Below are 17,237 nucleotides of genomic sequence, written 5' to 3'. Positions count from 1 at the left end.
CCGGTGGTGTGTCAGGGGTCTCCGCGAGCCTCGATAGGGTGGTGCGGTGGCTGAACGTTTCCGGGTCGTCGGAGGGACCGCGCTGCACGGTGAGGTCGCCGTGTGGGGCGCCAAGAACAGCGCCCTCAAGCTCATGGCGGCGGCCCTGCTCGCGGTGGGCCGCACCCGGCTGACCAACGTGCCGGCCATCCTCGACGTGACGATCATGGCCGAGCTGCTGCGCAGGCTCGGCTGCACCGTCGACTACGACGCCCCGAGCGGGGTCGTGGAGATCGACGTGCCGGAGCAGATCGGCCACCGGGCCGACTACGACCTGGTCCGGGCCCTGCGCGCGTCCACGGCGGTGCTCGGTCCGCTCGTCGCCCGGTGCGGCGCCGCCGACGTGGCCGTCCCGGGCGGTGACGCGATCGGCTCACGGGGGCTCGACCTGCACGCAGCAGGCCTGGAGGCCCTGGGGGCCCGGGTGCACGTCACCCACGGGTTCCTCGTCGCCGAGGCCCCGAGAGGGCTCGACGGTGCCGAGATCCGACTCGAGTTCCCGAGCGTCGGGGCGACCGAGAACGTCCTGACCGCCGCGGTCCTGGCCCGGGGCGTCACCCGGCTGGAGAACGCCGCCCGCGAGCCCGAGATCGTCGACATCGCGGAGATGCTCATCTCGATGGGCGCGCGGATCACCGGTGCGGGCTCGTCCGTGGTCGAGATCGAGGGCGTCGACCGGCTGGCCCCCACCGAGCACGCCGTGGTCCCCGACCGGATCGCCGCGGGCACCTGGGCGTTCGCAGCGTCCGCCACCCGGGGTGACGTCGAGGTGGTGGGAGCCCGCCCGGAGCACCTCACCAGCGCGCTCGAGCTGGTGCGGGCCAGCGGTGCCACCGTGACGACGACCGAGCGCGGCTTCCGGGTCGACTCCGGTGGCCGCCGCCCCAAGGCCTTCGACGTCGCCACGCTGCCCTACCCGGGTTTCCCGACCGACCTGCAGCCGTTCGCCCTCGCGTGCAACGCCGTCGCCGACGGCTCGGCGATGATCACCGAGAACCTCTTCGAGGCCCGGTTCCGCACCGTCCAGGAGCTGAACCGGCTCGGGGCGGAGACCAGGATCGACGGTCACCACGTGATGGTCCACGGGGTGGAGACGCTCTCCGGGGCCCCGGTCGAGGCGAGTGACATCCGCGCCGGTGCCGCCCTGGTGATCGCCGGGCTGGTGGCCGACGGGATCACCACCGTCAGCGGGGCCCAGCACATCGACCGTGGCTACGCAGGGTTCGCCGAGAGCATGCAGGGACTCGGTGCCGACGTCACCCGCGAGCCCGACGACGCCCCGTTCCTCTGAGCCGGACCGCCGGCCGGCCCCAACCCCCGCGCAGACCTTTATCAGATCTTGATCTGGACGCCGACAACCGAAACCCCCATCCCGTGCGTCCGTGTGAGTGAATGTCTGTCACGGACGAGGGGGTTCGCATGTCGATCAGCACCATCGGGGCTCTGCCCGTGCAAGTGCTTGCCACGCACACGGGGCAGGAGGTCGCGATCATCGGCCGGATCGACGTGCACACCGTCCCGGATGTGCGGCTCCTCCTCCACGAGATCATCGACACCGGCTGTGGTGACGTGCACATGCGGCTCGCCGGGGCCGAGATCGGCGACGCCACGGGGCTCGGGGTCCTGGTCGAGGCCTACAACCGGGCCCGGCGCGCGGGCCGCCGACTGGCCGTCATCGACATGACGGAGCGCACCGGGCGGCTGTTGCGTGCATCACGCCTCGACCGCGCGCTGGTGCTCCGGGAGGACGTCGCGGCGTCGACTGTGGCGGCTGTCACCGCCTGAACGCCTGCCTGACCCTGCTCCTGCGCAGGTACCTTCGGCCCTATGGCCGAGCACACCGACGTCCAGGCGCCTGACCTCGCCACGCCCGCCGCCACGGAAGCCGTCGCGGAGCCGGTCGTGGACGCCGTCCCGGCGCCCGTCACGGAGGCGGCCGCACCGGTGCCCGTCACGGAGGCGGCCGCGCCCGCGCGCCCGGAGCGCGACCGCCCGTGGGTGATGCGCACGTATGCCGGTCACTCCAGTGCCGCGGCGAGCAACGAGCTCTACCGCCGCAACCTCGCCAAGGGACAGACCGGGCTCTCGGTCGCCTTCGACCTGCCGACCCAGACCGGCTACGACCCGGACCACCCGCTCGCGCGGGGCGAGGTCGGCAAGGTGGGGGTGCCGATCTCGCACCTCGGCGACATGCGTGCGCTGTTCGACCAGATCCCGCTCGACCAGATGAACACCTCGATGACCATCAACGCCACGGCGATGTGGCTGCTGGCGATGTACCAGGTCGTCGCAGAGGAGCAGGCCACCGCGGCCGGCGCCGATCCCGCCGAGGCCGTCCGGGCGCTGGCCGGGACGACCCAGAACGACATCATCAAGGAGTACCTGTCGCGCGGGACCTACGTCTTCGCACCGGGGCCGTCGCTGCGGCTCATCACCGACATGGTCGCCTACACCGTCTCGGACATCCCGAAGTGGAACCCCACCAACATCTGCAGCTACCACCTGCAGGAAGCCGGGGCCACGCCGGTCCAGGAGATCGCCTACTCGATCTGCACGGCGATCGCCGTCCTCGACGCCGTCCGCGACTCCGGGCAGGTGCCACCCGAGCGGTTCGGTGAGGTGGTCGCCCGGATCTCGTTCTTCGTCAACGCCGGCGTGCGGTTCGTCGAGGAGATGTGCAAGATGCGCGCCTTCGTCCAGCTGTGGGACGACCTGACCCGGGAGCGCTACGGCGTCACCGACGCCAAGCAGCGTCGGTTCCGGTACGGCGTGCAGGTCAACTCGCTCGGGCTGACCGAGGCCCAGCCCGAGAACAACGTGCAGCGGATCGTGCTCGAGATGCTCGCGGTGACGCTGTCCAAGGACGCCCGCGCCCGCGCCGTCCAGCTGCCCGCCTGGAACGAGGCGCTCGGGCTCCCGCGTCCGTGGGACCAGCAGTGGTCGCTGCGGATGCAGCAGGTGCTCGCCTTCGAGTCCGACCTGCTCGAGTACGACGACCTGTTCACGGGGTCGAGGGTCGTGGAGGCCAAGGTGGCCGAGCTCGTCGCCGGCGCGCAGGCCGAGATCGCCCGGGTGCAGGAGATGGGCGGTGCCGTGCCCGCCGTGGAGAGCGGCTACATGAAGTCCGCGCTGGTGGCGTCGCACTCGTTGCGGCGCCAGCGGATCGAGTCCGGCGAGGACGTCGTCGTCGGCGTGAACCGGTTCGAGACCACCGAGCCCAACCCGCTCACCGCCGACCTCGATGCCGCCATCCAGACCGTCGACCACGACGTCGAGGCCAAGGCCGCCGCAGCCGTGCGCGCGTGGCGCGACCGACGCGACGCCGACCCCGAGGGCCGCGAGCGGGCAGCAGCAGCGCTCGCCGCCCTGACGGCTGACGCGCGCAGCGGCACCAACCTCATGCCGGCCTCCCTCGAGGCCGCCCGGGCCGGGGTCACGACGGGGGAGTGGGCCCAGGCCCTGCGCGAGGAGTTCGGGGAGTTCCGGGCGCCGACCGGCGTCTCCGGGTCGGTCGGTGTCGCCAGTGGCGGCAGCGACGAGCTCCAGGCCGTGCGGGCGGAGGTCCGTCGCACGGAGGAGGAGCTGGGGGAGCGACTGCGCGTGCTGGTCGCCAAGCCGGGTCTCGACGGGCACAGCAACGGTGCCGAGCAGGTCGCCGTCCGCGCTCGCGACGCCGGCTTCGAGGTCGTCTACCAGGGGATCCGGCTGACCCCGGAGCAGATCGTGGCCGCCGCGGTGGCCGAGGACGTCCACCTGGTCGGGATCTCGATCCTCTCCGGCTCCCACATGGAGCTGGTGCCCGAGATCCTCGCGGGGCTGCGCGACGCCGGTGCTGGTGACGTCCCCGTCATCGTCGGCGGGATCATCCCGGACACCGATGCCCGCGCCCTGCGCGAGCGCGGCGTGGCCGCGGTCTTCACCCCGAAGGACTTCGGGCTCAACGACATCATGGGCCGGTTCGTCTCGATCATCAGGGCGTCGCGCGGGCTGGCCTGAGACCGGACGGACTCCGGCGCCGGCCTCACCTTGGCTGGGTCGAGCCCGCCCGGACGGGCGGGGAGATCCCCCGTCAGGGGCGGCAGAGCCATTTCGGGGGCAAACACCCGAAACCTAGGCAAATTTCTGGTTCTGGTCTCGGCGAATCCCTGTCCATCCCGGCCCGGGATGGCTTACCTTCAGCGACGGCGTGGTGAACCGGTGGGGGAGTGTTTCCTCCGCGAGCCTCGGGCGATCCCCGAGGCGAGTGGTTGTGCGGCCACGTGCGAAGGAGACCTCGTGTCGATGGAATCTCGGGGAAGGCGTCGTCGGGGCTACACAGCCGTCGTCGGAGTCAGCGCCCTGTCGATCGTGGCGGCAGCTGCAATGAGTGCAGCGCCCGCCATCGCGAGCACCACGCCGAGCCCGGTCAAGCACCGCGGCAAGGCCTTCACCGCCCCCGAGGGTCTGACCGGTGGTGGATCCTTCCGGCTGGGCACCCAGCGCTCGCAGGCGGAGAAGGTCGACCGGTCGCTCGAGGGTGTCAAGGGCGCCGTTGACGTGATGATCGAGCTCGACGCCGTTCCCGCGTCGACCGCCTACACCCGGGCCAAGGCCCGCGGCGGTGCGGCAGCGACGCTCGCGTCCCGCAACCAGACGGCCACGATCAAGCGCGCCCAGGCGGCCGTCGAGGCCCGGTTCGGCGCCTCGGCGACCAGGGCCCAGACCCTCTACCGCGCCCACGCCCTCTACTCGGGTGTCGCCGTCCGCACCGACGCGAGCAAGCTTCAGGCACTGGCAGCGATCCCGGGCGTCAAGGCGGTCCACCGGATCACGCCCAAGTCCCCGTCCAACTCCTCCTCGGTGCCGCTGATCGGCGCCCCCGCCGTCTGGAAGGCCAAGGGCGAGACCGGCCAGGGCGTCCGGGTCGGCGTGATCGACACGGGGATCGACTACACCCACGCCGACTTCGGCGGCCCCGGCACGACCGCGGCATACAACACCGCCAAGGCCTCCAACACGTTCACCCCCACCGCCAAGGTGGTCGGTGGCTACGACTTCGCGGGTGACGCGTACAACCCCAGCGAGGGCGTCACGAAGCCGGTGCCGGACCCGAACCCGCTCGACTGCGAGGGCCACGGCTCCCACGTCGCCGGCACCACCGCGGGCCTCGGTGTCACCAAGGCCGGTGCCACCTACACCGGCGGCTACAACGTGACCATCAACCCCGCGAACATGGCCATCGGGCCCGGTGTCGCGCCGGGCGCCAAGCTCTACGCCCTCAAGGTGTTCGGCTGCGAGGGTGACACCAGCGTCGTCGGCCAGGCACTCGACTGGGCCGCCGACCCCAACGGTGACGGCAACCTCTCCGACCGCCTCGACGTGGTCAACATGTCGCTCGGCTCCAGCTACGGCTCCCCGGACGACCCGGACTCGGTGGCCTCCAACAACCTCGCCGCCCTCGGCACCGTCGTCGTCGCCTCCATGGGCAACAGCGGCGACGTCTACGAGGTCGGTGGCGCTCCCGGCAACGCCACCCGCGTGCTGGCCGTGGCCGCCTCCGACGACCGTGACTCGGTCGTCGACGGCCTCAAGGTCGACAGCCCCACCGGCATCGAGCCGGCCAACACGGTCGACAAGACGCAGGACAACATCTTCGCCGCGCTGAAGTCGGTGGCCTACGACTGGGCGACCAAGCCCGGCCTGACCGACACCGACGTCGTCACGATCGGTGACTGGAGCCAGGCAGCCAGCCCGACCAACAACACCGACGCGTGCTCGACCCTGTCGGTGGGCGACGCGGCCAAGGTGGCCGGCAAGATCGTGATGACCAAGTGGTTCGACGGCACGGGACGTCGCTGTGGCTCGGCCGCTCGCGCCCAGCTCGCCGAGGACGCCGGCGCCATCGGCGTCATCTACGGCAGCGACGTGAACTCGTTCTCGGCCGGCGTCACCGGTGACGCGGACATCCCCGCGATGCTGACCGTCAACCAGGCCACCGTCGCCATCAAGGCCCAGCTGGACAACAGCGTGCCGGTGAAGGTCACCATGACCAACGCCCTGCGCAACAGCGTGACCGTCGTCAACTCCGGTGCGATCGACCAGGTCGCCGGCTTCTCCTCGCGGGGTGTCGGCATCGCCAACAACGTCAAGCCTGACGTCGCGGCCCCCGGTGTGACCACCTTCTCCGTCGCCGTCGGCACGGGCAGCGAGGGCATCGCCGAGAGCGGCACCTCGATGGCCTCGCCGCACGTTGCCGGTGAAGCCGCCCTCGTGCGTGGCGCCCACCCCAACTGGACCTCCGAGGAGGTCAAGGCCGCCATCATGAACACGGCGACCCAGGACGTCTTCGTCGGTGCGAGCCACACGGGTGACGTCTACGGTCCGGAGCGGGTCGGCTCGGGTCGCGTCAAGGCCGACGCGGCTGTCGACACGACCACGCTGGCCTACGTCAAGGACACCCCGGGTGCCGTCAGCGTCTCGTTCGGTCCGGTGGCCGTCACGGCGGCGACCACAACCCTGACCAAGACGGTCAAGGTCGTCAACAAGCGCCCGACCGGCACGTCTTCGTACACGATCGCCTACAAGGCGGCCCACCCGACCCCGGGTGTGACGTACTCGTTCACCCCCAGCCAGATCAGCCTCCCGGCTGGTGGCTCGGCGGACGTCAAGGTCACGGCGACCATCACGCGTTCGTCGCTCCGGGCGGTCACCGACCCGACCACGCCGACCGACCCGCTCGGACTCGAGATCCAGACGAACCACCGCGCTGACGCCAGCGGCCGCATGGTCCTGACGCCGGCCGGCACCACCCCGGGCTCCAAGCTCCGGGTGCCGGTGTGGTCGGCTCCGCGTCCGGCCTCGGTGATGAAGGCGGCCGCCACGGCCACCGTCACGGGTGGGACGGTCAAGACCGGCTCGCTCGCGCTGTCCGGCACGGGTGTCTCGCAGGGCAGTGGCAACACCGGCTACGAGTCGTCGGTGTCCACGTTCCAGCTGCAGGGCAACAGCCCGAAGATCCCGAGCTGCTCGTCCACCCTGGTGGTCAAGTGCATCGCGTTCGCCGACGACCGTTCTGCCGACCTGCGTTTCGTCGGCACCGGCTCGGACGCACCGAAGTACGCGGCCGCGGACCTGGACCACTCGTTCATCAGCTTCGGGGTCACCAGCTTCGGACCCTGGCGCACGCCGGCGTCCTACACCGAGTTCGACGTCTGGCTCGAGACGGACGCGACGAAGCCGGGACCCGATGCGGTCGTCTACAACACCCGGTTCGTCACCACGGACGACTACGACTACTTCCTCTCGGAGCTGGTCGACCTTCGCCCCGGTGTCGACCAGTACTCGGTGATCGATGACCAGCTGCTCAACGGCATCGACGGCTCCTTCGACACCAACGCCTTCAACAGCGACTCACTGGTCCTCCCGGTGTCCGTCGGTGTGCTGCAGGACGCGGGTCTCATCACGGGTGCCGCGCCGAAGATCAAGTACTGGGTCGAGTCCTCCACCGCGGAGGCCGGTCTGGTCGACACGGTGGGCTCGCAGGCCGCTCCGTTGACGCTCAGCGTGGCTTCGCCCGCGCTGGCCGCCTACGGCGACTACCTGACGATGCTCAACACCGACCTCCCGGGTGCGAAGCTCACGGTCCGTCGCGCCGACGCGTCGATGGCGTCGGACAAGCCGCAGGGGCTGCTGCTCATCCACCACCTGAACACCAATGGTGCTCGGGCCCAGGTGGTGCCGGTCCGGCTCCCGACCAAGACCACGATCACCGCCAACGACCGCGACTTCAGGTACGGCTACCGCCCGACCTTGACTGCCACGGTCAGCCCGTCCGCCGCGACTGGATCGGTGACGTTCCTGGACGGCAGCCGGGTGCTCGGGTCCGCCACGCTCAGCAACGGCAAGGCGGTCCTGAAGGCGCCCGTCCTGTCCAAGGGCACGCACAAGCTGACGGCGAGGTACACCGCTTCGACGGCGTACGCTCCGTCGACGTCGGCGGCCATCACGGTGGTCGTGCGCTGAGCCTGATCCACCCTGCGTGACCTCTGGGCCCCTGCCATCCGGCAGGGGCCCAGAGTCGTTCCCGCCGACTTCTGGCCACCCATGCCCCCTTGGCACCGACATCCCGGGCCTGCGTGCGGCACCGGTGGCCAGAAGTCGGGGAAGGGGGGTGGGGTCAGAGCCAGCTGCCGTGGCGCAGGACCCGCTGCAGGACCAGCTGGGAGTCGACCACCAGCAGGTCGGCGTGCTGTCCGGGTGCCAGGCTTCCCGACCCCGCCAGGGCGAGGGCCCGGGCCGGCGTGGCGGAGGCTGCCGCCACCGCGTCGACCAGGGGGATGCCGAGGTCGTGGACCAGCCACCGCACCTGGTCGAGCAGCGTGCTCACCCCACCGGCCAGGCTGCCGTTGCCGGTCAGTCGCACCGCCCGACCGCTGAGTGTCACGTCGAGCCCACCGAGGGTGTAGGCGCCGTCGGGCAGGCCGCTCGCGGACATCGCATCGCTGACCAGGGCGAGGTGCTCGGGGCCGACCGTGTCGAAGAGCATCCGCACCGTGCCACCGTCGAGGTGCACTCCGTCGGCGATCACCTCGACGACCGCCCGGCCGCGGGCTGCGGCAGCGATCGCGGCACCCGCGGGGCCCGGGGAGCGGGACAGCAGCGGCGGCATACCGTTGAAGAGGTGCGTCGCGAGGGGCAGGCCACCCCGCACGCCGGACGCGGCCACCGCGTCGAGGGCTCGGGCGGTGGCGTCGAAGTCGGCGTCGGTGTGACCGACCGCCCCCACGGCGCCGACAGCAGCGAGGGCCGCCGGCACCTCGTCCCCGCCGGCCCGCTCCGGGGCCCAGGTCATCTGCGCGAAGGCCCCGTCGCCCGCGGCGTCAGCGAGGGCGTCGATGAGCGCGACGTCGGCGTCGACCAGCGCGGCGGGGTTCTGCGCCCCGCACCGCGCGGTCGAGAGGAACGGCCCTTCGAGGTGTATGCCGGCCAGCTCGCCGCTGCGCACGAGGTCACCGAGCGTCCGGGCACCCTCGAGCAGCGTGGTCGCCGGCGCGGACACGAGGGAGCCCACGATCGTGGTGGTGCCGTGTTGGTGGTGGTGCCGGGCGGCCCGGTGCGCGCTCGCAGGGTCGGGACCGAACTCGCCTCCGTTGCCTCCGTGGCAGTGGAGGTCCACGAGCCCGGGCAGCAGGGTCAGGCCGGCCTGCCAGCCGTCCGGCTCGGCCACGTCGACCCACGCCGGGGGCAGCGAGGCCCGGGCACCGGCATACGCGACGCGGGCGCCCTCCACCGCGACCGCCCCGTCCCCGACGACCCCCTCGGGGGTGACGACTCGCCCGGTCAGGAGCAGTCGGCGGGGGTCGGCAGCGGAAGGGGTCACGTGAGGATGATGGACCGAGACAGGTGTCGGGGTCGATCCGGGTCCACGCCGGCCTGCTCGGCCTTGGCCAGGCAGAGCCGGTGCACCCGCAGCAGGTCGGCGAGCGGGTCGATGGCACGGTGCTCGAAGTGTGCGCCGGTCGCCCGGACGTCCTCGTCCAGGCCGGCAGGGACCTCACCGAAGGCCCACGTCGCCCGCCCGGTCGTCGCGATGCTGATCGGGCCGTGCCGGTACTCCATCGCGGGATAGGACTCCGTCCAGAACTGGGCCGACTCGCGCAGCTTCAGGGCGGCCTCGTGGGCCAGGCCCACGGTCCAGCCCCGGCCGACGAAGGTGACCTGCTCGGCCTCGCGGACACCCTCGAGCGCCGTGGAGCCGTCCTCGGCGAGCACGGCCTCGGCGTCGGCGATGGCGGCGCTGAGGTCCTCGCCCAGCGTGGCTCGCAGCAGCGCGAGGGTCGTGGTGGCGAACCGGGTCTGCACCACGGAGTGCTCGTCGACCTCGGGGAGCAGGAGCGCGTGGGTGGCCAGGTCGGGGATGGCGGTGCCCGCCGTGGCGACGAGGGCCGTGGTGGTCGGGCCGTCGGAGCGCTCACGCAGCCGTTCGAGCAGGTCGATGACCTCGGTCGTGGTGCCCGAGCGCGAGATGGCCACGACGTGGTCGTAGTCGCGCCCGAGCGGGTACTCGCTGGCCGCGAAGGCATCGGTGGGGCCGGTGCCGGAGGTCTCTCGCAGCGTGGCGTAGGCCTGCGCCATGTAGAAGGACGTGCCACAGCCGGTGACGGCCACCCGGGCACCGCGGGGTGGGAGGACGGCCAGCGCCTCGTCGACGCGGGCCAGCACGGCCCGCCAGTCACCCGGCTGGGTGGCGATCTCGGCGGCCAGGTGGGCAGCGGGGCGGTCAACCACGACATGACTCCTTGGATGAGTGAAGACGACTGTTACGAATCTTTAACCATCAGATTCGATCAGTCAAGACCAGGCCGGTTTGATCCGCATTTCGCCCGGTTGATCAGGGCAACTGCACGAAAATGTCGCTGCAGACCCCTTGACGAGCGCCGATCACCGGGGCCACTGTGGCTGTCGAACCTCGCAGTTGTGAGCGAACAACGCGGCAACCGCTACGAAACGATCACGGCCACGAGGCCGGGTCGACACGAGAACCGACAGAGATCGAGGTAGACACGTGAGCACGAGACGACACCTCCGGGGAGCGGCGCTGGTCGCGGCGACCGCGGCAGCCGGCCTTGGGCTGGCTGCCTGCGGCGGCGGGCAGGGAGCCGGTACCGCCGACGGCGGCGGATCGGGGGGCAAGGCCACGACCATCAAGCTGGTCGCGGCCGAGTACTCCAAGGACCACACGAAGGCCTTCTGGGACCAGTTCGCCCAGGCCTACAAGACCAAGACGGGCAACACCCTGCAGGTGCAGATCGTCAGCTGGGACGACATCGACCAGCAGAGCTCCACCATGGTCCAGAACAACAACCCGCCGGACATCCTCAACCTCAACGCCTACGCGAGCTACGCGAAGGACGACCTCCTGTACAGCTCCGACGAGGTGCTGTCCGACTCGGTGAAGTCCGACCTGCTCGAGGCCTTCGTGAAGTCGGGCACCTACAACGGCAAGATGTACGGCATGCCCGACCTGAGCTCCGCCCGGGCCATGTTCTACAACAAGACCCTCTTCAAGGAGGCCGGCATCGCCGAGCCGCCGAAGACGTGGGCCGAGTTCGAGGCCGACGCCCAGAAGATCAAGGACCTGGGCAAGGGCAACATCGGCTACGGCCTCCCGCTGGGCCCCGAGGAGGCGCAGGGCGAGTTCTCCATCTGGCTGTTCAACAACGGCGGTGACTGGAAGAAGGACGGCAAGTGGTCGATCAACAGCCCTGAGAACGTCGAGACGCTGACCTTCCTCAAGACCCTGGCCGCCAAGAAGCTCACCCAGAACAACCCCGGCAAGACCAACCGCCAGGACGCCTTCGACCTGTTCGCGTCAGGCAAGGTCGGCATGGTCGTCGGCTTCTCTCCGCTCGCGGGCACCCTCGACAAGGACAAGAAGGTCGACTACGGCGTCGCCCCGATGCCGACCAAGGCCGAGGGCGGCGAGCCGCAGACCTTCGGTGTCACCGACTACCTGATGGCCTTCAAGAAGAAGGGGAACCAGGACGCGGTCAAGGCGTTCTACGACCTCTACTACCAGAAGGACCAGGTCAACCAGTTCATCAAGGCCGAGGGGTTCTTGCCGGTCACCAAGTCCGGCATCCAGGAGTTCTCCTCCGACGCCGCGCTCAAGACCTACCTCGAGACCCTGCCGAACGCGCACCTGACGCCCACCGACGACCCCACGTGGGACAAGGTGAAGCTCGCCGTGCAGCAGAACCTCGGCACGGCCATCACCGGTGACCCGAAGGCGGTGCTGGACAAGCTGCAGCAGTCCGCCGAGGCCGGCGGCTGAGCGTGACCCAGCCCATCGGCGCAGGGGCGGGTGCGGTCGGAGGTCCGGCCGCACCCGCCCCGGCGGCCCCCTCCTCGCCGGCCGAGCCGGTCGGTGGCCGGCGACGCACAGCGCGGCGGCGACACACCTCCGGCGTGTCCGGGTGGATCGCCCTGCTCTGGCTGGCCCCGGCACTCGCGCTGGTCCTCGGCGTGGTCGTGTGGCCGGCGGTCGAGCTGGTCCGTGCCTCCCTGTCGCGCTACTCGATCACCGGGCTGCGCAAGGGCGACGCCGGCCTCGACAACTTCCGCAACGTCCTGGCCAACGACAGCCTCACCACGGTGCTCACCAACACGGTCGTCTGGGTGGTCGCGGTGGTCGCGCTCACGATCCTCATCAGCCTGGGTGTCGCCCAGTTCCTCACCAAGGAGTTCTGGGGACGGCGCATCGTCAGGTGGGCGGTGATCGTGCCCTGGGCCGCGTCGCTCGTGATCACCGCCCGGCTGTTCAGCCTGATCTACAGCTACTACTACGGCACGCTCAACGCCGTGCTCCTCAAGCTGCACGTCATCGACACCCCGATCGACTTCATCGGCAGCGACCGGCTGATCATGCCGTCGATGATCGTGGTGGGGGTGTTCGTCTCCATCCCGTTCACCGCCTACGTCTTCGTCGCCGGGCTCAACGCGATACCTGGCGACGTCTACGAGGCGGCGCGCATCGACGGTGCCTCGGCCTGGCAGACCTGGCGGCAGATCACGCTGCCCCTGCTGCGACCCGCGATCCTCGTCGCGACCGTCCTGAACATGATCTACGTGTTCAACAGCTTCCCGATCATCTACACGCTCAACGAGTCCAACCCCGGGTTCGGTCACGACACGACGATCACGTTCATGTACAAGCTCGCCTTCAAGAGCGCCGAGAAGGACGTGGGCCAGTCCGCGGCAGCCGGGTTGTTCAACGTGTGCCTGATCCTGGTGGCGGTGCTCGTCTACCTCCGGGTGTCCAGCTGGCGCGAGGAGGAGTCATGAGCAGCACGTCCACCGGCCTGCCGGCCGCCCCCACCGTCCGTCGTCCGCGACCGGGTGGGTGGCGGGGCGTCCGGCCGTGGGTCATGCCGATCATCGGCCTGGTCGTCGCCTTCGCCTTCCTGTGGCCCTACCTCGTGATGCTGCTCGACGCGTTCCGCCCGAGCAGCGACGTGGTGAAGACGCCGCCGTCCCTGCTCCCGGAGCAGTGGAAGTGGACGACGTTCTCCGAGGTGCTCGGTGACGAGCGCTTCCTCGCCTGGCTGAAGAGCTCGCTGGTGATCTCGCTGTCCTCGACCGCCATCGTCGTGGTGGTGGCGATCCCGGCGGCCTACTTCACCGCGCGGTTCCGGTTTCGCGGCCGGATGGCGTTCCTGTTCCTCGTGCTCGTGACCCAGATGTTCGCCCCTACCTCGCTGGTCGTGGGCATCTACCGCGAGTTCTACGCCCTCACCCTGGTCGACACCTACCAGGCGCTGATCCTCACCAACGCCGCCTTCAACCTGGCTTTCGCGATCTGGATCCTGCACGGCTTCTTCGCCTCGATCCCGCGCGAGATCGAGGAGGCCGCCGAGCTCGACGGTGCGGGCCGGCTCGGTCGGCTGTGGCGGGTCATGCTGCCACTGACGCTGCCGGGCCTGGTCACGGCGACGATCTTCACGTTCATCGCGGCCTGGAACGAGTACGTCGTCGCGCTCACCCTGATGCTCAGTGACGACAAGAAACCCCTGACCGTCGGCATCAACTCCTACGTCACCGGCTATGAGCAGAACTGGGACCAGCTGTTCGCCGCCTCCATCGTCGCGATCGTCCCGGTCGTGGTGTTGTTCGCGGTCATCGAGAAGCACCTCGTCGGCGGGCTCACGTCGGGGGCGGTCAAGTGAGCGAGCTCGAGGTGCGCGGCGGCATGGATCGCGGCGCCCGCTGGGGTGCCCTGCTCGCCCTCCTCGCCGAGCACGGCCGGCTCAGCGTGGCCCAGGTCGTGGAGGCGCTCGGTGTCTCGGAGGCCACGGTGCGGCGCGACTTCGGCGAGCTCGCCGCCCAGCAGCTGGTGACCCGCACCCACGGCGGGGTCGTGGCCAGCGCGGTGGCGTACGAGCTGCCGGCCCGCTACAAGCTCGCGGGGAGCGACTCGGCCAAGGAGCGGGTCGCAGCCCATGCGGCCGACCTCGTGCCGGAGGGCACCGTGGTGGGCTTCAACGGGGGCACGACGACCAGCGCGACCGCGCGACGGCTCGCGGCCCGAGCCGACCTCGCGGCCAGCTCGAGGCGCCCCGCGGTCACCGTCGTGACCAACGCGCTCAACATCGCCACCGAGATGGTGCTGCGACCCTTCATCCGCTGCGTGTCGCTGGGGGGCGTGGCGCGGCAGGAGTCCTACGAGCTCTCGGGTCCGCTCGCCGCCATGGTGCTGGGCGAGCTGTGGCTCGACACAGTCGTCCTCGGCGTCGACGGGGTCTCCAGCGCGGGCGGGGCCACCTGCCAGCACGAGGGGGAGGCCGGCATCAACTCGCTCATGGTCCAGCGCGCGGACCGGGTCGTCGTCGTCGCGACGGGCGACAAGGTCGGCCGCCGGGCGTTCGCGCGGATCTGCCCGACCGAGCGGATCTCGTTGCTGGTCACCGATTCCAGCGCTCCCGACGATGCTGTCTCCGACCTGCGGGCCGCGGGTGTCACGGTGCAGGTGGTCTGAGGGTGGATCGTCCTGTCGTGGCCGCGATCGATGTGGGCGGCACGCGGATCAAGTCAGCCCTGGTGACCCGCGAAGGAGTCGAGGTCGTGGCCCTCACTCGACCCACTCCCGAGCGCCTCGACGTCGACGGCGCCCTGGTGGACGCCGCGGTCGACACCGTGGGCGCGCTGCGGGACGCCGCGACCCGGGACGGCCACGAGGTCGCCGTCGCCGCGGTGGGACTGGTCGTGCCGGGGATCGTCGACGACGGCAGGGGCCTGGCGCGATGGTCGGCCAACCTGGGCTGGCGCGACCTGCCCGTCGCCGAACCGCTGGAGCGGGTCCTCGCGCTCCCGGTCGCGTTCGGCCACGACGTGCGTGCCGGGCTGGTGGCCGAGGCCAGGTTCGGCGCCGCCCGGCTCGCCTCGAACGCCGTCTTCGTCGCGATCGGCACGGGAGTGGCCGGCGCGCTCCTGCTCGACGGACGGGTCATCTCGGCCGACGGCTGGAGCGGCGAGCTGGGTCACCTGGTCGTCGAGCCCGGCGGTCCCCGCTGTGGCTGCGGAGGGCGGGGATGCCTCGAGGCCGTCGCGTCGGCCGCAGCGGTCGAGTCGGCCTACGCGGCCAGCACCGGCACCCGGCGTGACGCCGCTGCCGTCGCGGAGCTCGTGGCGGGCGGAGACCTGCCGGCCACCAGCGTGTGGCAGGGGGCCGTCGACGCGCTGGCCCGGGCGGTCGTCGCGACGGTCACCCTGACCGGGGTCGAGCGAGTCGTCGTGGGTGGCGGACTGAGCCGCAGCGGTGAGGTGCTGCTGCGCCCGCTGCGCAGCGCGGTCGAGTCCGCCCTCACGTTCCAGCGGCGCCCCACCATTGTGCAGGCCGCGCTCGGGGACCGCGCCGGATGCCTGGGCGCCTCCTGCCTGGCGTGGGATCGCACGTGATCGTCACCGTCACGCCCAACCCGGCCCTTGACGTCACGTATGCCGTCGAGCGCCTCACGGTCCACCGCAGCCACCGCGTGCTCGAGGTCCGCGAGGTGGCGGGCGGCAAGGGGCTGAACGTCTCGTCGGTTCTCACCGGCCAGGGACAGCCGGTGCTGGCGGTGGGCCTGGTCGGGGGAGCCGCCGGCGAACGGCTGCTCGCCGACCTCGACGCACGCGGCATACGGCACTCGTGCCTGACGAGCCCGGTCGAGACCCGGCGCACGGTCACCGTCGTCTCGCGGGCCGACGGCGAGGCGACCGCCTTCAACGAACCCGGTGCGCCCTGCGCCCCCGGCCAGTGGGACTCGGTCGTCGCGCACACCGGTCGGGTGCTCGTCGAGCACGGTGCCGCGGTGCTGGTCGCCTCCGGCAGCGTCCCACCGGGCTTTCCGCCCGACGGGTACGCCCAGCTCGTGGCGGCCGGTCACGCCGCCGGCTGCCGGGTGGTCCTCGACGCCTCCGGCGACGGGTTGCTCGGTGGGGTCGCCGCTGGTCCGGACGTGGTCAAGCCCAACCGCGACGAGCTCGCCGAGGCGACCGGGAGCGACGACCCGGTCGCGGGTGCCCGTCTGCTCCAGGACCGCGGGGCCGGGGACGTGCTGGTCTCGCTGGGGCCGGACGGCATGGTCTGGGTCCCAGCGCAGGGTCCGGTGCTGCGGGCTGCACTCCGCCACGCACTGCGCGGCAACCCCACCGGGGCCGGCGACGCCGCCGTGGCCGCGGTGGCCGCGGGCTTGTTGGCGGGGGAGCCGCCCGAGCTGGTGCTGCGCAACGCCGTGGCCTGGTCCGCGGCGGCGGTGCTGCAGCCTGTCGCGGGCGTCGTGTCGGCCGATGACGTCGCCCGCCTGGGTTCCGACGTGACGATCTGGAGGGACTGACGTGCTGGCTGATCTGGCAGGGGTGCTCGCGGAGGCGCGGGCGCAGGGGCGCGGGGTGGCGGCCTTCAATGTCATCCACCTCGAGCATGCGCAGGCCCTGGTCGGGGCGGCCGAGGACGTGGGCCTGCCCGTCGTCCTGCAGGTCAGCGAGAACACCGTGCGTTTCCACGGAGCCCTGGCCCCGCTCGCGGCGGCGGCCCGCGTGCTGGCCGAGGCGGCCACCGTCCCCGTGGTGCTCCACCTCGACCACGCCGTGAGCACCGACCTGGTCGAGGAGGCGCTCGGTGCGGGCTTCACGTCGGTGATGTTCGACGGGTCGACCCTCGAGGACAGCGAGAACCGTGCCGTCACGCGGGCGGTCGTCGACCGCTGCCACGCCGCGGGGGTGAGCGTCGAGGCAGAGCTCGGCGAGATCGGGGGCAAGGACGGCGTGCACGCCCCGGGAGTCCGGACGCGACCGGACGAGGCGGCCCAGTTCGCCCGCGACACCGGCGTGGACGCGCTGGCGGTGGCCGTCGGGTCCTCCCACGCGATGACCCACCGCACCGCGGTCCTCGACCTCGACCTGATCGCGGCGATCGCGGCGCAGGTGCCCGTCCCACTGGTGCTGCACGGCTCGTCGGGGGTGCCTGACGACGGGATCCGGGCGGCGGTGCGCGCGGGAATGACCAAGATCAACATCGCGACGCACCTGAACGCCGTCTTCACCGCAGCCGTGCGTGAGCGGCTGGCGGCCGACGACGCACTGGTCGACACCCGCAAGTACCTCGGGCCGGCGCGCGCTGCCGTGCGCGCCGAGGCGGCCCGGCTGCTGGTGCTGGTCGCGCTGCGCTGACGGGTGTCCGC

At 71.3% G+C, this 17,237-nt stretch carries 13 protein-coding genes; 11 read left to right on the top strand and 2 right to left on the bottom strand.

Translation table 11 applies throughout. The annotated features are described in order from the left end of the window. Positions 1-46: 46 nt before the first annotated feature. The 4 genes from murA to ASG95_RS14860 all read left to right on the top strand — a co-directional run bounded on the left by murA (position 47) and on the right by ASG95_RS14860 (position 8,040). Positions 47-1,330: a UDP-N-acetylglucosamine 1-carboxyvinyltransferase gene (murA, locus tag ASG95_RS14875; protein WP_056922436.1), complete on the top strand. Its 1,284-nt coding sequence runs from the start codon at positions 47-49 to the stop codon at positions 1,328-1,330. A 128-nt stretch (positions 1,331-1,458) separates the two neighbouring features. Continuing rightward, a complete protein-coding gene (locus ASG95_RS14870) occupies positions 1,459-1,824 on the top strand; it encodes an STAS domain-containing protein (RefSeq protein WP_057377950.1) in 366 nt (121 codons plus the stop codon). Positions 1,825-2,040: 216 nt separating this feature from the next. Next, on the top strand, positions 2,041-4,035 hold the full coding sequence (locus ASG95_RS14865; RefSeq protein WP_056922711.1) for a protein meaA: 1,995 nt from the start codon (positions 2,041-2,043) through the stop codon (positions 4,033-4,035). Positions 4,036-4,320: 285 nt separating this feature from the next. Beyond that, positions 4,321-8,040, top strand: coding sequence for a S8 family serine peptidase (locus ASG95_RS14860; RefSeq protein ID WP_235544222.1), 3,720 nt, complete (start codon positions 4,321-4,323; stop codon positions 8,038-8,040). A gap of 154 nt (positions 8,041-8,194) precedes the next feature. Here ASG95_RS14860 and ASG95_RS14855 read toward each other — a convergent pair whose 3' ends face one another. Both ASG95_RS14855 and ASG95_RS14850 read right to left on the bottom strand, forming a co-directional pair. After that, positions 8,195-9,397, bottom strand: a complete 1,203-nt coding sequence (locus ASG95_RS14855; RefSeq protein ID WP_082592652.1) for an N-acetylglucosamine-6-phosphate deacetylase — start codon at positions 9,395-9,397, stop codon at positions 8,195-8,197. Next, positions 9,394-10,305 (bottom strand): SIS domain-containing protein, encoded by a 912-nt coding sequence (locus tag ASG95_RS14850; protein ID WP_056922439.1) that lies wholly within the window; start codon positions 10,303-10,305, stop codon positions 9,394-9,396. The genes ASG95_RS14855 and ASG95_RS14850 overlap by 4 nt, the downstream gene beginning before the upstream one ends. Before the next feature lie 277 nt (positions 10,306-10,582). Here ASG95_RS14850 and ASG95_RS14845 point away from each other — a divergent pair, with 277 nt between their 5' ends. The 7 genes from ASG95_RS14845 to ASG95_RS14815 all read left to right on the top strand — a co-directional run bounded on the left by ASG95_RS14845 (position 10,583) and on the right by ASG95_RS14815 (position 17,226). Next, positions 10,583-11,851, top strand: coding sequence for an extracellular solute-binding protein (locus tag ASG95_RS14845; RefSeq protein ID WP_235543909.1), 1,269 nt, complete (start codon positions 10,583-10,585; stop codon positions 11,849-11,851). A 134-nt stretch (positions 11,852-11,985) separates the two neighbouring features. Beyond that, positions 11,986-12,861 (top strand): carbohydrate ABC transporter permease, encoded by an 876-nt coding sequence (locus tag ASG95_RS14840; protein WP_056922714.1) that lies wholly within the window; start codon positions 11,986-11,988, stop codon positions 12,859-12,861. Next, complete coding sequence (locus ASG95_RS14835; protein ID WP_056922440.1) at positions 12,858-13,742, top strand: carbohydrate ABC transporter permease; 885 nt, start codon at positions 12,858-12,860, stop codon at positions 13,740-13,742. The genes ASG95_RS14840 and ASG95_RS14835 overlap by 4 nt, the downstream gene beginning before the upstream one ends. Continuing rightward, complete coding sequence (locus ASG95_RS14830; protein ID WP_235543908.1) at positions 13,739-14,551, top strand: DeoR/GlpR family DNA-binding transcription regulator; 813 nt, start codon at positions 13,739-13,741, stop codon at positions 14,549-14,551. Before ASG95_RS14835 ends, ASG95_RS14830 begins: the two co-directional genes overlap by 4 nt. A 17-nt stretch (positions 14,552-14,568) precedes the next feature. After that, entirely contained in the window at positions 14,569-15,471 is a 903-nt protein-coding gene (locus tag ASG95_RS14825) for an ROK family protein (protein ID WP_082592650.1), read from the top strand. Next, positions 15,468-16,391, top strand: coding sequence for a 1-phosphofructokinase family hexose kinase (locus ASG95_RS14820; protein ID WP_057377949.1), 924 nt, complete (start codon positions 15,468-15,470; stop codon positions 16,389-16,391). Before ASG95_RS14825 ends, ASG95_RS14820 begins: the two co-directional genes overlap by 4 nt. A gap of 1 nt (position 16,392) precedes the next feature. Then, the gene (locus ASG95_RS14815; RefSeq protein ID WP_057377948.1) at positions 16,393-17,226 is read left to right on the top strand and encodes a class II fructose-bisphosphate aldolase; all 834 of its coding nucleotides are present in this window, start codon (positions 16,393-16,395) and stop codon (positions 17,224-17,226) included. Positions 17,227-17,237 lie beyond the last annotated feature (11 nt).

This window comes from Phycicoccus sp. Soil803, from assembly GCF_001429685.1.
GTDB lineage: Bacteria > Actinomycetota > Actinomycetes > Actinomycetales > Dermatophilaceae > Pedococcus.
The sequence above is the reverse complement of the archived record's forward strand: the minus strand, read 5'-3'. Positions and strand labels throughout refer to the sequence as shown.

Bases quoted from the DNA above. Each gene is read 5' to 3' on its own strand.
- ASG95_RS14870 (WP_057377950.1), top strand. From the start codon at position 1,459: ATGTCGATCAGCACCATCGGGGCTCTGCCCGTGCAAGTGCTTGCCACG.
- ASG95_RS14865 (WP_056922711.1), top strand. From the start codon at position 2,041: ATGCGCACGTATGCCGGTCACTCCAGTGCCGCGGCGAGCAACGAGCTC.
- ASG95_RS14860 (WP_235544222.1), top strand. From the start codon at position 4,321: ATGGAATCTCGGGGAAGGCGTCGTCGGGGCTACACAGCCGTCGTCGGA.
- ASG95_RS14835 (WP_056922440.1), top strand. From the start codon at position 12,858: ATGAGCAGCACGTCCACCGGCCTGCCGGCCGCCCCCACCGTCCGTCGT.